This is a genomic window from Chryseobacterium ginsenosidimutans (genome assembly GCF_024807225.1).
GTDB lineage: Bacteria > Bacteroidota > Bacteroidia > Flavobacteriales > Weeksellaceae > Chryseobacterium > Chryseobacterium ginsenosidimutans.
The window spans coordinates 2677718-2692471 of sequence record NZ_JANUCO010000001.1 but is presented as its reverse complement, the minus strand read 5'-3'; the positions used below and the strand labels follow the sequence as shown (position 1 = coordinate 2692471).

11 protein-coding genes and 3 pseudogenes are annotated in these 14754 nt (G+C 34.4%); 4 read left to right on the top strand and 10 right to left on the bottom strand.

Features of this window, described 5'->3' with window-relative positions; genetic code table 11:
• Positions 1-13: 13 nt before the first annotated feature.
• From J3D55_RS12610 to J3D55_RS12590, 5 genes and pseudogenes are all read right to left on the bottom strand, one after another.
• Positions 14-2417, bottom strand: a pseudogene (locus tag J3D55_RS12610) (alpha/beta hydrolase family protein).
• A gap of 91 nt (positions 2418-2508) precedes the next feature.
• Positions 2509-2940 carry a DoxX family protein gene (locus J3D55_RS12605; protein ID WP_259131577.1) on the bottom strand — a complete coding sequence of 144 codons (432 nt, stop codon included), beginning with the start codon at positions 2938-2940 and terminating at the stop codon, positions 2509-2511.
• Positions 2941-3007: 67 nt separating this feature from the next.
• Positions 3008-3883 carry a GTPase Era gene (era, locus tag J3D55_RS12600; protein ID WP_259131575.1) on the bottom strand — a complete coding sequence of 292 codons (876 nt, stop codon included), beginning with the start codon at positions 3881-3883 and terminating at the stop codon, positions 3008-3010.
• A gap of 623 nt (positions 3884-4506) precedes the next feature.
• The gene (locus J3D55_RS12595; protein ID WP_259131574.1) at positions 4507-5376 is read right to left on the bottom strand and encodes a carbohydrate kinase family protein; all 870 of its coding nucleotides are present in this window, start codon (positions 5374-5376) and stop codon (positions 4507-4509) included.
• 61 nt (positions 5377-5437) lie between these two features.
• Complete coding sequence (locus J3D55_RS12590) at positions 5438-6436, bottom strand: LacI family DNA-binding transcriptional regulator (protein ID WP_259131572.1); 999 nt, start codon at positions 6434-6436, stop codon at positions 5438-5440.
• 344 nt (positions 6437-6780) lie between these two features.
• On the opposite strand from J3D55_RS12590, the gene J3D55_RS12585 reads away from it, so the two are divergent.
• From J3D55_RS12585 to J3D55_RS12575, 3 genes and pseudogenes are all read left to right on the top strand, one after another.
• Complete coding sequence (locus J3D55_RS12585; RefSeq protein WP_259131571.1) at positions 6781-7347, top strand: Crp/Fnr family transcriptional regulator; 567 nt, start codon at positions 6781-6783, stop codon at positions 7345-7347.
• A gap of 448 nt (positions 7348-7795) precedes the next feature.
• A pseudogene (locus J3D55_RS12580) lies at positions 7796-8126 on the top strand (DMT family transporter).
• Positions 8127-8246: 120 nt separating this feature from the next.
• Positions 8247-8954 (top strand): T9SS type A sorting domain-containing protein, encoded by a 708-nt coding sequence (locus tag J3D55_RS12575; RefSeq protein WP_259131570.1) that lies wholly within the window; start codon positions 8247-8249, stop codon positions 8952-8954.
• Between the two features lie 49 nt (positions 8955-9003).
• On the opposite strand, the pseudogene J3D55_RS12570 reads toward J3D55_RS12575, so the two are convergent.
• The 5 genes and pseudogenes from J3D55_RS12570 to gpmI form a co-directional block, all read right to left on the bottom strand.
• Positions 9004-9772: pseudogene (locus J3D55_RS12570) on the bottom strand (class I SAM-dependent methyltransferase).
• Complete coding sequence (gene map / locus J3D55_RS12565; protein ID WP_259131568.1) at positions 9772-10581, bottom strand: type I methionyl aminopeptidase; 810 nt, start codon at positions 10579-10581, stop codon at positions 9772-9774. The pseudogene J3D55_RS12570 and the gene map overlap by 1 nt, the downstream one beginning before the upstream one ends.
• A 79-nt stretch (positions 10582-10660) precedes the next feature.
• Entirely contained in the window at positions 10661-11092 is a 432-nt protein-coding gene (locus tag J3D55_RS12560) for a BT0820 family HAD-type phosphatase (protein WP_259131567.1), read from the bottom strand.
• 91 nt (positions 11093-11183) lie between these two features.
• Entirely contained in the window at positions 11184-12164 is a 981-nt protein-coding gene (locus J3D55_RS12555; protein ID WP_259131564.1) for an acyl-ACP desaturase, read from the bottom strand.
• Between the two features lie 145 nt (positions 12165-12309).
• On the bottom strand, positions 12310-13851 hold the full coding sequence (gene gpmI / locus J3D55_RS12550) for a 2,3-bisphosphoglycerate-independent phosphoglycerate mutase (protein WP_259131563.1): 1542 nt from the start codon (positions 13849-13851) through the stop codon (positions 12310-12312).
• 346 nt (positions 13852-14197) lie between these two features.
• Between gpmI and J3D55_RS12545 the strand changes: the two genes are divergently transcribed.
• Positions 14198-14521, top strand: a complete 324-nt coding sequence (locus J3D55_RS12545; protein WP_259131562.1) for a translation initiation factor — start codon at positions 14198-14200, stop codon at positions 14519-14521.
• Positions 14522-14754: the final 233 nt, after the last annotated feature.

Here is a 14754-nt window from a genome sequence, read left to right as displayed (position 1 = left end):
TACTATTAAATTATTATTTCTTCAAGCATTTTTCCAAAAACTGATCCTGTTCCCAAAGCAAATGCAGAATATTCTCTTTAGCAACGTATCCGTGAGCTTCTTTAGGTAAAAGAACCATTTTTACAGGTGCTCCCAAGTTTTTCAAAGCCTGAAAATATCTTTCTGTCTGCAAGGTGAAAGTTCCCGGATTGTTGTCTGCATCACCATGAACCAACAACAGCGGGGTTTTCATTTTATCAGCATTCATGAAGGGCGACATCGTATTATAAATTTCCGGAACGTCCCAGTAATTTCTTTGCTCACTTTGGAAACCAAACGGTGTTAAAGTTCTGTTATACGCTCCACTTCTGGCAATTCCGCACGCGAAAAGCTTAGAATGGGTCAAAAGATTCGCGGTCATAAAAGCACCGTAAGAATGTCCTCCGACAGCTACTTTTTTTCTGTCGATATATCCTAACTGATCGACTGCATTAATCGCGGCTTCTGCATTAGCAACCAATTGTGGGATGAAAGTATCATTCGGTTCTGTTTTTCCTTCTCCGATGATCGGGAATGCGGCATCGTCTAAAACGGCATATCCTTTTGTCGTCCAATACACAAACGATCCGTAATAAGGGAATGTAAAATCGTTCGGATTTTGCGTGTTTTGTCCCGCCGTATTTTTGTCTTTATATTCTGTTGGATAAGCCCAGATCAGCAATGGCAATTTTTCTGTTTTTGTTTTTCTGTCGTAGTTTGCAGGAAGATAAAGTGTTCCCGTTAACGTTACGCCATCATTTCTTTTGTACATAATCACTTCTTTATAAACATCTTTAATGCTTTCAAAAGGATTGGCGAAATTGGTTACCGTTTCCGTTTTATTAGATTTAATATTCTTTTTAAAATAATTCGGATATTGACTTGATGACTGTTGAGTCGTTAAAATCTCTCCTTTCGCCGGATTTAAAATATCAATAATTTCTTCTTTGGCATTTTTAAGATTAGAAGTGTATAATCTCTTTTTCTTCAGCGTTTTCATATCCATTTCATCGATAAAAGGATGTTGTCCGTCTTTTGTAAAACCCGCTCCGATCAGGTACGACTTTCCTCCTTTCATATCAACGACATATCTTCCGTACTGATTTTTTGTGGTATTGAAATTCCCCGGATCGCTGTAAACATCCTGATAATTTCGGTCATCAATTACTTTTGATTCGCCGTTATTAAGGTCAACCAAAAAAGCCTTTGTATTTCTTGTATCGTACCAACCTTCGGAAACAATTGCGTAATGATCGTTCGTCCAGCTTACCTCTTCATATCTTTGTTTTGTCTTAAAAAATGATTTCGGAGCATTGTTAAACGGAGCTTCCCAAGTGAAAATTTCATCTCTGTAATCGGCTGTCTTCGATTGATCTCCTCCATCTAGAGCTTCTGCAAACACCAACGTTGCGGGCAAATCGCTTCTCCATCCCATATCTCTTTTTCCGGTTTCTTACCGATGAAAAACCTTTCGGCATAATTTCATTCAACGGAATTTCATTAACAACTTTTACAACATTTCCGTTCATATCATAAACCGTTGTCGTCATTGGAAATCTGTTTAAAGGAACGATGTAAGAAAATGGTTTTTTGATCGTCGTTGCCATTAAATAATTTCCGTCCGGAGAAAAACTTAACCCCGAATATAAATCCTGATCTTTTATCTTTTTTAAGCTTCCATTAAGATCAACGTTATAAATTTCGGAAGCGGTAAGTATTTCAAAATTCTTTTCATCTTGCGGGTTTTTCAAAAGATCCTGATACGTTCTGTTTTGCGAAACTTTCCCATCAGCAGTTGAAACAATCGGTCCGGTCGGAAGATCTTTGCTGGAATCTATTAAAGTCGCTCTGTTTTGAGGAAGTGTTTTAATCAATAAATTCTGAGAATCTTTGTTCCAGACATACGGACTTCCCAAATTTGCATTTAAATTATCTGAAGTAATTTTCTTTGCTGTAGCCGTTTCCAGATCAACGATCCAGAGTTCAACTCCTTTATTTGTTGTATTCGTGAAAGCTAATTTCTTTTCATCCGGAGAAAATGAAGTATAGGTAATTTTCGGGTTTGAAGGCAGATTCTTAACCTGAACTTCAGTTTTATCATTAAGCTTTCTAACCTTCAGATTATTAGAATAAGTTGCCGTACTTGAAATATTCGTCACCGGATTTATCCTTAATCCTCCCAGTTTCATTTCTTGCTGACTAAGATCTTCCAATGTTTTGTAAGTTGGTCGGTATGTGAAAAGAATCCAGTCTTTTTTACTGTTCATTAAAACACTTGGAGGTCTTTCGTAATCGGCAAGTGTAAGGATTTCCGCAGATGGTTTTTGGTAGGTAATACTTTCCTGAGCTTCGTAGAAATTGAGAAACGCAAGAAGACATATCGTTAATTTAATTTTCATGATATTTCGATTTTCACGAATTTAATGAAAATTAAAGACATAAAAAAAGTAGCAAAAAAACTCGCTACTTTTATTTATATTTTAAAATTAATTACCAGTCATTGGCTCGTCTTCTCTTCTCAATCATATAATCTACAGAGACTTTTCCGGCTCCGAAAATGATCAGAAGAAGATAAACAGAGAGATAAATCATGCTCATTTCCTGTTTTGCAAAAGGATCTGCTCCATGAACTACAAATCCTGCAATAATCATCGTAAAGATCAAAAATCCTAAAGCAATTCTTGAAAAAAGTCCTAAAATGAGAAAAATCGAACAAACAAATTCTGCAAAAACGGTAAGACCCAATGTAATTTGTGATCCCATTCCTAAAAAGTCGAAGAAATCGATCTTACCACCTTCCAACAACATTTGTAGTTTCGGAAACCCGTGAGACAACATGGCAAAACCAATAAATACTCTCACAAGCAGTAAAACAATATCTTTTAAAACCGAATTAGAATTTGTTGAGTTCAAATAGTTCATTGGGCAAGGATTTAAATTTAAAGATAATAAAAATCTTTTAATAGAACGCCTTTAAGAGCTTTTTAGTCTATCTGTACCCAAAATTTTTCAAATCTCTGTCGTTTTTTCTCCAGTCTTTTTTCACTTTTACGAAAAGATTTAAGTGAATTTTTTTGCTAAAGAATTTCTCAAGATCTATCCTTGATTCTGTTCCTACTTTTTTGATGGCTTCTCCTTTATGCCCGATGATAATCCCTTTCTGAGTGTCTCTTTCTACATAAATAATAGAATCGATGAAAATAATTCCCTCTTTTTCCTTGAATTGTTCGGTAACAACTTCTACAGAATATGGAATTTCTTTATCGTAATTCAACAAAATTTTCTCACGAATAGCTTCATTTACGAAAAATCTTTCAGGCTTATCCGTATACTGATCTTTGTCGTAGTAAGCTGGACTTTCAGGAAGCATTGATTTCAATTTAGGCAAAATAATATCCGTATTGAAAGCATTTAACGCAGAAATAGGCAAAATTTCAGCCTTCGCAATTCTTTCGTGCCATATTTCCACCAATTTTTCAAGACCTTCCTGATTCGTCTGATCTACTTTGTTTAATAAAAGTAAAACCGGAACCGGGATTTTATTTAGTTTATCAATTAAAAATTCTGAAGGTTCAGCCTTATCGGTAACATCTACAATGAACAAAAAAACGTCTGCATCCTGTAAAGAATCCTTTACAAAATCCATCATTTTTTCCTGTAAACCGTATTTCGGATCAAGCACTCCCGGAGTGTCTGAAAATACGATCTGTAAGTCTTCTTCATTATAAATCCCAAAAATTCTGTGACGTGTTGTTTGAGCCTTTTGTGTTACAATTGCCAGTTTCTCCCCCATCAATTGGTTTAATAAGGTAGATTTTCCGGCGTTTGGCTTCCCAACTATATTTACAAATCCTGCTTTGTGCATAAAAAATAATATTACAAAGTGCAAAGTTACTAAAACAAATCTGGTCTTTCGGTGAATTCATAAAAAAAGCCCTTCCAAAAACTGAAAAGGGTCTTAAATTATCTGTGAATTTATTTAAATTTTTATTTTAAGAGTTGGAAATCGCAAAGACGCAAAATAATATGTAGAGCAATGTTTTTAAGACGCAAGGATTTTATCAAAGATAAAATTTCTACCGTTTTATTGTAAATTAATTTTACTTTAAACAGCTTGTCTTTACTTTTTTCTTCTCGACTTGATTTAAAATTTCATAGAGATAATCCAAGAGTTAGTATGAAGAAATACACTACTTTTATTTCATAGCTTTCCACAATATTTGTCATTCCGCAGGAATCTAGGCGCGAATCCTTCCATACTACTTTCTAAAACTTTGCTTAGATTCCTGCGGAATGACAAACCTTGTGTTTTATTTCCAATGTTGAAAAAACAACAAAATTCCTAGCCCTGATTGCAGCGATTGTTTGAGCTCATTTTGAGTTATTTTTGGCGCGGCGGCTTTGCCGTCGCGCCGAAAATAACTCAAAATAGCGAGTGCGGAAAGCAGGAAAAAGCTTCAAATAAAAAAGTGTAAACCAATTTCAAAACTAAAATTTCTGATTTTTAAAATTTTCAAATTCCGAATACTCATAATCCGGACAAGCTCCTGATTTTGAAGTGATAAATGCTCCCAAAGAAATGGACTGTTTTATAATCTCTTCCGGATTTTCATTTTTAATTCTTTTTGAAATAAATCCTGAAAGAAAGGCATCTCCGCTTCCCACGGTATCGGCAACGGTAATCGGAACGGCTTCGAAGCTGTAATTTTTATCTCCTACAAAATATTTCGCACCTTTACTTCCTTTTGTTAAAATGACTTCTTTAATATCGAAATGATTTTGAAGAAATGCCACACTCTCTTCTTCGTTATTATATTCTTTTCCAATAAACTCAAGAATTTGTTTCAACTCGGCTTTATTCATTTTAACGATGTCGGCTTTTTGCAAAAGAGTTTTAATTAATTCCACCTCTGTAAACGGCGGTCTGAAATTAACATCAAAAATCTTAAGCTTTGCAAATTCTAATAATTGAAGCAAGGTTTCTTTGGATTTCTCATTTCTTGCAGACAGACTTCCGAAAACAAAAGCTTCCGCATTAGAAACCAATTCTTTATGCTCGGGAAGAAATTCTATAAAATCCCAGGCTACGTTATTGATGATTTCATACGTTGCTTCATTATGTTCATCAATTTTTGCAATTACCGTACTTGTAGGATATTTTTCGTCAACCTGAATATAATCGGTAGAAATTTCCCAGCTTTTTATCTGATCGGTTAATTTTTTTCCTAATTCGTCATTTCCTATTTTGCTGAGCATATTGACATCAATACCCATTTTGTGAACGTTATAAGCAACGTTAAACGGCGCTCCTCCTGCTCTCGAACCTTCAGGGAAAATATCCCAAAGAAACCTCCCCAAAACATACTATATAAGAATTTTTATCTGTCATCATTACATCATTTATGCATTAATTTAAAATTTATTTTACAGAACTTCTCTCCATAAATTTGGCATGAAAAGTCACTCGTTTTCCGTTTGGTGTATAATTATTTATCTGGTTATCAATAAGTTTAACAGATTCTTTAGCCATATCGATCAAAGGCTGCTGGATAAAACTTACTTCGGCAGGGAAAAGATAATACGCTTCCGTTTCATCAAAAGCAACCAATGAAACATCCTGCGGAACATTGATATTGTTGTCTATCAGATATCTAAGACCGGCAATTCCTAATTTATTACTGGAAAAATAAATCGCCGTTTTTTTCGAAAGATCCAGATTCTCCTTTAGTTTTGCGTGAACTTCTTCTGTAATATTATGAATTCCAATTAAAATCGTTTTTGAAGAAACCTTTGATTTTGTAATTCTTTTGTCGAAACCATCCTGTCTGTCAAGCAAGTGCGGAAGTTGCGTATCATAACCAACATAGATAATTTCATCAAAATTTTTTTTAACCAAATGATCGCAAATATATTCTGAAATCTCCGAATTATTGATCATAACGCCCGGAAGACTTACATTTTTCAGATAACGATCGATCGTTACAATGGGATATTCTTCGTTGATTAATTTGTTGATAGCTTCATCAGAATCCATAACCGGTGCGATAATCATTCCGTCAACCTGCTGCTCAGAAAATAATTCTGTAAGCTTTCTGAATTTTTCTGGATTTTCGTCGCAACTTCCGATCAAAAGTGTATATCCCAGCTTCATCGCTTCGTCTTCAATGCTTCTCGCAATGTTAGAATAAAAGTCGTTCGATATGTCTGCGACAATTAAACCGATCAGCTTGCTTTTACTCATTTTCAAGCTTTTGGCTATTTTATTGGGAATATAATTGATGTTTTTTGCTACTTCAAGAATTTTCTTTTTCGTGGCTTCACTAATGCGGCTTCCCTCTTTTTTATTGAGAACATAGGAAACTGTGGCGACAGATACTTCTGCGATTCTTGCTATGTCTTTAATAGAAGCTCGTTTCATAATTTTTTAGACTTTGCAGCAAAAATATTTCATTAAAGATATAAAAACAATAGCTTCATTTTTTTGGCTATGTAAAAAATAATTGTAGTTTCGCAATTTTTTAAACCGAAAAATAAAATAATTTAAACTCCTATAAATCAAATATTTAAAAATATTATCACATCTGCTTTAAACACAATATGAATTCAATATTAATAATAACTTGGACTTAATCTAATTTTTGGTTAAACGTTTTACCCTTTAAATTTAATTAAAATGAAAATTAATTCAAAACCTTGTTGGAATATTTTCTTTCTTTATATCCTTAAAACTGTTAATTTTAAAACAAACCTACCTGAATTGATATGGAAATCGACCAAATTCTTGATGCTATTTATATACTACCCGAAAATTCAAAAAAGAATTTAGAAAAATACATCACTGAAGTTTCTCATCCGAAAAACCTTTGTCTGATGCGTGCTGATACAATTGTTCCTCATATTTATTTTATAAAAAAGGGAATCGTTCGCGCTTATGCTTCTGCGGAAGATAAAGAGATTACGTTTTGGTTCGGAAAAGAAGGCGAACCTGTGGTTTCTATGAAAAGTTATGTGGAAGACAAACCCGGTTACGAAAACATCGAACTTCTCGAAGACTGTGAATTGTATAAACTAGAAACCGAAAGTCTTAGAAAATTATTCAACGAAGATATTCATATTGCCAATTGGGGGAGAAAATTTGCAGAAAGAGAACTGGTGAAAACAGAAGAATTGATTATTTCAAGACAGTTTAAAACCGCTTTGGAACGATACAAAGATCTGATGAAGGATAAACCTGATCTTCTGAAACGGGTTCAGCTTGGGCATATTGCTTCGTATCTGGGAATTACACAGGTGAGTTTGAGCAGGATTCGGGCGGAGATTAGGTTTTAGTGTTTTAGTGTTTTAGTGTTTTAGTGTTTTAGTGTTTTAGTGTTTTAGTGTTTTAGTGTTTTAGTGTTTTAGTGTTTTAGTGTTGAAAATTAAGAGCTTTTTTAAATTTGATTCTAAAATTTTAAAAAAAACACTACTAATTTTTTTAACGCAAAGCTTTAATTCAATATTACTTAATTGAAGTGAGCCAAGATGAATCAACAAGTTGATTTGATGAAGTATTGTTTTCACGCTTCACGAAGCAAATTTATTTGCCTTTGCCTTCTAAAATAATGCGGAATGTAAATATAATCTTTGCGTTAGAAAGAATAACAGATTCCTTTTGAAAGAGACCTTACGTCTTTTGATATAAAAACTTTCAGTTTCAAGAAAATATTTTTATTTTTTAACAATTGTAAAATTTTAATCGTTCTTAAATCCTGAACTTTGCAGCAGAAAATAAAGAAAAATGAATTGGATTATCTTAGTTATTGCAGGATTATTTGAAGTGGCTTTTGCATCTTGTTTAGGAAAAGTAAAAGAAACAAGCGGAACAACGATGTACTTTTGGTTTGCTGGTTTCCTGATCTCCTTAACAGTCAGTATGCTTTTATTGATCAAAGCAACACAAACTTTACCCATCGGAACGGCTTATGCAGTCTGGACGGGAATCGGAGCCGTCGGAAACCGTTTTAATGGGAATTTTCTTCTTTAAAGATCCGGTAAGTTTCTGGAGGGTTTTCTTTATCGTAACTTTAATTGGTTCTGTTGTTGGATTGAAGGCAGTTTCTTCACATTAAAATTAAAGAATTTATTAATTAAAGCGAAATTTAATATAAACTTAAAAGCCATCTTCTATTGTGGAGGTGGTTTCACTTTATAAACCAAGTTTATTTTTATATTTTTGAAAAAAATTAATCATGAAAAAAACTTTATTCTTTTTACTCTTCAGCGGATCTTTGTTTGCGCAAAATGCAGAATTATTGAACAATGACTGGTATATTTCCCAAATGACTATCAGTAATCAAACGACGACTAGTCCTGTCATGCAGCTTGCTATCGGCACTTCTAAGTTTATGAATTCTGGAAATAGCTATAACTTCAATTCCGCATATTATAATACAGCGGGATCTACGATTACATTTTCTACGACAGCAGATAGTTTTACCAGACAAGGTGGCGGATGTACATTGGCCATATATAATGGTACAAACGCGGCGGCGGCTCAAGATTATGATCAAAAAAACTGCGATTTCTTTTTTAATTCGGTTTCAGGAACAGTATTTAATTATCAGATCATCAATAATGGTGGGACTTACAAAACACTTATCATAACAAATCCCAGTACAGGCAATAAAATCTATTACAACAATGCCTCTTTTCTTGGTATTAAAGAAAATAATCTGCAACAATCACTCTTAATCTATCCAAATCCTGTAAAAGAAATTTTAACCCTAGAAAATATTGAAAACGATCTTTCTGTAAAGGTTTTCAACATGATTGGACAACTGGTTTATGAAGGCAAAAGCGCGGATAAAAAAGTAAAAATCGATACACAGAATTTCGCGGTCGGTCAATATATTTTGATTGTAAACGGAAAAAAACCTTATCAATTTATTAAAGAATAATTATACGTTCAATACAACAAAAAACGTCTCCAAAATCAGAGACGTTTTTTTATTTTTTATAAATAATAGGAAGAATTTCATTTTTTCTTAACCCATATTTTTTTATTTCTTCTTCTGAAAATTTTTGAGAATAAAAATTGATTTCTGTCTCAAACCCTGCTTTCTTCAAACGGTCAAAATAATCCATTCCGTACCAGCGAACATGGTCATATTGCCCGAAATGTTTCTGGCGTTCTTTAGGATCTTTAATCGTGAAATCTTCGTATGTTTTTTCCAGAGAATTTCTCATCGGAAACCTGTAAAATTCCCCATCCTCCCGGTCGTAAAACTCTATACAATTCGCTCATTGCTTTTGCATCGTCTTCGATATGTTCCAACACATGGTTGCAGAAAACAATATCAAAACTTTCATCAGCAAAAGGAAGATCCAAAATATCTGCTTTTACGTCTACAATCGGAGAAAATAAATCGGCTGAAATATAATCCAGATTCCTCATTCTCTTGAATTTTCTTAAAAATTCCTGCTCAGGAGCAATGTGAAGAACCTTAGCATTTTTAATGAAAAAATCTGTCTCATTTTGAAGATACAGCCACATTTGGCGGTGTCTTTCCAGGCTTAATGTTCCCGGAGACAAAGCATTTTCACGTTGATTTCCGTATCCGTAAGGAAGAAATTTCCGGTAAGATCTGCCATCAATCGGATCAAAAAACTGATCTCCTTTGAAAAATTTATAAATAAGCGGTCGCGCCCAAACACTCATTTTAATAAGCATCGGACGTGGAATTTTATTCAATAAAAGTTTAGTGACTTTTTTCATTAAAAATCCAATTGGAAAGCTTTTTCTTCATCAGTTACAATTCCCAAAGCATCATAAATATACTGGAAAGTCGACAGCAACACTGGTTTCCCGTTGATTACCGCAACATCGTGTTCGAAGTGCGCAGAAGGCTTGTTATCCAAAGTCGTAACCGTCCATCCATCGTTATGGAATTTCACTTTCTCAGTTCCAAGGTTGATCATGGGCTCGATAGCAAGTGTTAATCCGTCTTTAATTACTTTTCCACTTCCCTGTCTTCCGTAATTCGGAACTTGTGGATCTTCATGCATCTGTCTTCCCACACCATGTCCTACAAGCTCTTTTACCACACCATATCCTTCTTTTTCACAGTGATTTTGGATGGCATAAGAAATATCACCAATTCTCTTTCCTCTTACACATTGCTCGATTCCTTTATAAAGAGATTCTTTGGCAACTTTCAACAATTTTTTTGTTTCCGGACTTACTTCACCGATTTCAAAAGTATAAGCGTGATCGCCTACAAAACCATTTAAAACCGCTCCGCAATCCACAGAAAGTACATCGCCTTCTTTAATTTCTTCGTTGCTCGGAAAACCGTGAACAACCTGATCGTTGGGTGAAATACATAATGAATAAGGGAAACCTCCATATCCTAAAAATGCAGGTTCTGCACCGTGATCTTTAATAAAATCATGGGCTAATTTATCTAAATACAAAGTGGTAATCCCCGGTTTGATCTCTTTCGCCAACATTCCTAATGTTCTGGAAACCAACTGAGCACTCTGCTTCATAAGACGTAATTCGTCTATTGTTTTTAATTGAATCATGTAAATTAATGTAACAATTTAAAAAATTTAACAGTGTAACAATTATCATTGCTACATTGCTATATCGTTAGATTTATTCTTACCAGAATAATCCTTTTTTCTTATCTTTTTTAAGTTTTGAATATGCCAAAACTTCTTTTCCTTCTACTCGGAACTCTATTCTTTCCTGAATAATATTGTAGATTTCGCCCCAACCCGGAAATCCACCAAGATTTCTGTCGTCGATAAACCAGTCTGCATCAAGCTTTCTGGATTGATTTTCCGAATCAAAAACTTCTCCTTCAAAACTTGAATTTACGGCATAAAACTCAATACCGTTTTTTTTACAGAATTCTACGGCTTCATCCAATGTTCTTCCGTGTCTGTAAGTCCAAAGTATCAATCTAAAACCTTCCGCCTGAAGCCTTTTTAAGGTTTCAAAAGCAAAAACTTTGGTTTTACCAATTGCCGGATAAGCATCATCAACAATGGTTCCGTCGAAGTCTACAGCAATTTTCTTATTATTCATCATTTTGAATATCTTTTTGAAGTGCAAAGATACAAAAATAAAAGAGTGCTAAAATACTTAGCACTCTTACTTTTATATTTTAAATAATATATAATTAACTTTTAACCCAATTAAAGTGAAACTGTAAATCGGGTGTTGAAATTCTGTCTGTAATTTTCTGAAGTCTCGCAGGAAGTTTCATTAAATATTCCTGAGCTTTTTCAGCTTTTTCGTTAAGACCTTTTACATGCTCAATCTTCCATTCGTCTAACAGATCTTTCATAATATTGATATAATCCTGACCTGTATACACCATACATCTCTGTGCAGCATCCGAAAAATGACCCCAAAGTTCACCTGCTTTCTGACCAGATTGTCTCATCATGTGAGCCGGCATAACGATTTTTTTACGCATCATATCTTCAAATGCGATAATCATTTCCGAAGGATCTATTTCTAAAATTCTTGTTACGAAATATTTATATGCTTTTGCGTGTCTCGCTTCATCTGCCGCGATTACCCCACACATTTTTGCTAATTTCCCGTTTCCGGATTGTTTTGCCAATGTTCCTACTCTTCTGTGAGAAATATTGGTTGCCGTTTCCTGAAAACTGGTATAAATGAAATTTCTGTAAGGATCCATGCTTGTTCCCAAATCGAAACCGTCGTTAATTAAATACTGAGTGGTAACTTCCAGTTCTCTCATATTCACTCTTCCGCATAGATAAAGATATTTACCCAAAAGATCTCCATGTCTGTTTTCTTCACCAGTCCATGATCTTATCCAGTTTGCCCAGCCGATTTCTTTCTTCTCCTGATCAATTCCGTCTACACCCATCAACCAAGATTCGTAAGAAGGCAGAGCTTCTTCTGTAATACAGTCACCGATTAATGTAACGAATAAATCGTAAGGCATTTCTCGTGCGTAAGTCTGGATTTCTTCTAAATCGTATTTAAAATTATCGCTTGAAGGATCTGGAAGGTAATCGGAAGGCTGCCAGATTTTTTCAACTGGCGTTAAAAACTTATCCAGAAAAGAACCTACCTCCTTTTCCAAAATTCCCATTACTTCTTTCCTTACAAGTTTTTGATACATTTTATAAATTTAGGATTAATTTGCAAATTTAAAGCTTTATTTATTATTTAAGACATAATAAATTGTTAATTCTTTCTGATATTAATCATAAAAAATTGCCGCTATATAAATTATAACGGCAATTTTTGTTCCAAATTGTTCAATTTTAGCTAACTAAAATATCTCCTGTCATAATTTCCGGAATTTCCACTCCCATTACTTTTAAAATGGTTGGAGCAACATCTCCTAATTTCCCTGGTTTCAGATTCCAGGTGTTGTCTTTATCCATCACGATGAACGGAACCAGATTGGTTGAATGCTGCGTATTCGGCGTTCCATCCGGATTAATCATTACATCAGAATTTCCGTGATCTGCAAGAATGAAAACGGCATACCCGTGTTCGTAAGCTGTTGTCGCTACTTTTTCTATACATGAATCAACTACTTCCGCTGCTTTTACCGCTGCTTCGAAAACTCCTGTATGACCTACCATGTCTGTATTGGCAAAATTTAAACAGATAAAATCTGCAGTCTCATTTTCCAGTTCGGGAACGATTGCGTTTGTAATATCGTAAGCTGACATTTCCGGCTTCAAATCATAGGTCGGAACATCTTTCGGACTTGGACAAAGCAGTCTTCTTTCGCCTACAAATTCCTCTTCACGACCTCCGGAAAAGAAGAACGTAACGTGAGGATATTTCTCTGTTTCTGCAATTCTTATCTGTGTTTTATGATTTTTTTCCAATATTTCCCCCATCGTTTCCTGAAGAACATTCTCATCAAAAACTACGTGTACATTTTGATATGTTTTATCATAATTCGTTAATGTAACATAATAAAGATTCAGTTTTCTCATGAAATATTCCGGGAAATCCTTCTGAGAAAGTACCTCCGTGATTTCTCTACCTCTGTCTGTTCTGAAATTAAAACAGATAACGACATCATTATCAATAATTTTAGCAACAGGAACTACATTTCCGGTTTCTGTTGTATTTACTAAGATAATTGGCTTTAAAAATTCATCCGTCACATTATTTTCATACGATTTCTGAATCGAAGCCAAAGCATCTGTAGATTGTTCGCCAACGCCTTCTACCAAAGCATCGTAAGCCAATTTTACACGCTCCCATCTTTTATCTCTGTCCATCGCATAATAACGACCAACCACTGTTGCCAGTTTTCCGGTAGTTGTTGCCATGTGGTTCTCCAGTTCTTCGATAAAACCTTTCCCTGAATGCGGATCACAATCACGACCGTCTGTAAAAGCGTGAACGAAAACATTATCATTCAAGCCAAATTCATGCGCAGAAGTTATTAAACCTTTTAAATGATTGATATGTGAATGTACTCCACCGTTTGAAACCAAACCGATAAAGTGTACTTTTTTGTTCTCTTTTTTAGCATATTCAAAAGCGTCCTGAATTTCCTTCTGTTGTCCAAGAGTTCCGTTTTCTACCGCCATATTTAGCTTAACCAAGTTCTGGTAAACCACTCTTCCTGCTCCCAAATTCATGTGCCCCACTTCAGAATTTCCCATCTGACCGAAAGGAAGACCTACCGCCAAACCACTCGCTTCAAGCGTTGTGTGAGGAAAATTTTTGAGACAACTATCTATAAATGGTGTATTTGCTTTATCAAGTGCTGAAACGTCCGGATTCATTCCCAATCCCCATCCGTCAAGAATGGCTAATATTGCTTTTTTCGACATTATGTATAAACTTTTATATATACAAATTTATCTATTTTGAAATGAATTGAAGAATTTGAAAGACTTAAATTTTTATTAAAAGATTGGTTTTTCTATTGTTGATTTTTAAATTTAATCGGAAATGTTTGTGAAAGACTTTGTTTTTTTAACACTAATATTCACTATTTTTTTCACAAATTATCACTAATCTTTTTTGTTTTACTTGGAGTTTTAAATTAGAACAGGAACATCTGTGTAAATCTGTGTGATCCGTGGGAATTATTTTTAAAAATGACTGCAATTTTTTTCTCCCACAGATTTCACGGATTTTCACGGATGTTTGCGCATATTTTTTTATTTTTGTCATATGGATTTAAGAGATCAATTGAAGAACCTTTTTCCTGAGCATGAGGAGCAGGATTTTAAGATGCCTGAAGAGCAGTTCAGGCAGAAAGAGCCTTTGGTATGCAAGTTTGAGAAGAAAGGGAGAAACGGAAAACCTGTAACAATTGTTGAAGGTTGGGAAGGGAGTGAGGATGATTTGAAGAAAATCTCGAAAAAAATAAAAACCACCTTAGGAATCGGTGGTTCTGAAAAGGATGGAACGATCATTATTCAAGGGGATAATCGTGATAAAATAATGGATATCCTTAAAGAAATGGGGTTTAAAACTAAAAGAGTCGGCGGATAATTTTATATTTTAATTCAATTGAATTAGAAAATCTCCGAATCTTTTTAAACGCAAGGATCGCAAAAGTTTTTTTTAATTTAACCTTGAAAATATTTTCGTTCGCAACGGCGTTTCACTCAGCTAAAACCTCAATCAGCCTTTGCTGAACAGAGTACTTTTGCTTTCTAGACATTAGATTTTATAATCCAATAAGAGCTGTTGTATCTTTTGTGGTGAAGAGTTTTCAACCTGTT

Coding starts and splice junctions, on each gene's coding strand:
- J3D55_RS12605 (WP_259131577.1), bottom strand. CDS start 2,940: ATGAACTATTTGAACTCAACAAATTCTAATTCGGTTTTAAAAGATATT.
- era (WP_259131575.1), bottom strand. CDS start 3,883: ATGCACAAAGCAGGATTTGTAAATATAGTTGGGAAGCCAAACGCCGGA.
- J3D55_RS12590 (WP_259131572.1), bottom strand. CDS start 6,436: ATGAAACGAGCTTCTATTAAAGACATAGCAAGAATCGCAGAAGTATCT.
- J3D55_RS12585 (WP_259131571.1), top strand. CDS start 6,781: ATGGAAATCGACCAAATTCTTGATGCTATTTATATACTACCCGAAAAT.
- J3D55_RS12575 (WP_259131570.1), top strand. CDS start 8,247: ATGAAAAAAACTTTATTCTTTTTACTCTTCAGCGGATCTTTGTTTGCG.
- map (WP_259131568.1), bottom strand. CDS start 10,581: ATGATTCAATTAAAAACAATAGACGAATTACGTCTTATGAAGCAGAGT.
- J3D55_RS12560 (WP_259131567.1), bottom strand. CDS start 11,092: ATGATGAATAATAAGAAAATTGCTGTAGACTTCGACGGAACCATTGTT.
- J3D55_RS12555 (WP_259131564.1), bottom strand. CDS start 12,164: ATGTATCAAAAACTTGTAAGGAAAGAAGTAATGGGAATTTTGGAAAAG.
- gpmI (WP_259131563.1), bottom strand. CDS start 13,851: ATGTCGAAAAAAGCAATATTAGCCATTCTTGACGGATGGGGATTGGGA.
- J3D55_RS12545 (WP_259131562.1), top strand. CDS start 14,198: ATGGATTTAAGAGATCAATTGAAGAACCTTTTTCCTGAGCATGAGGAG.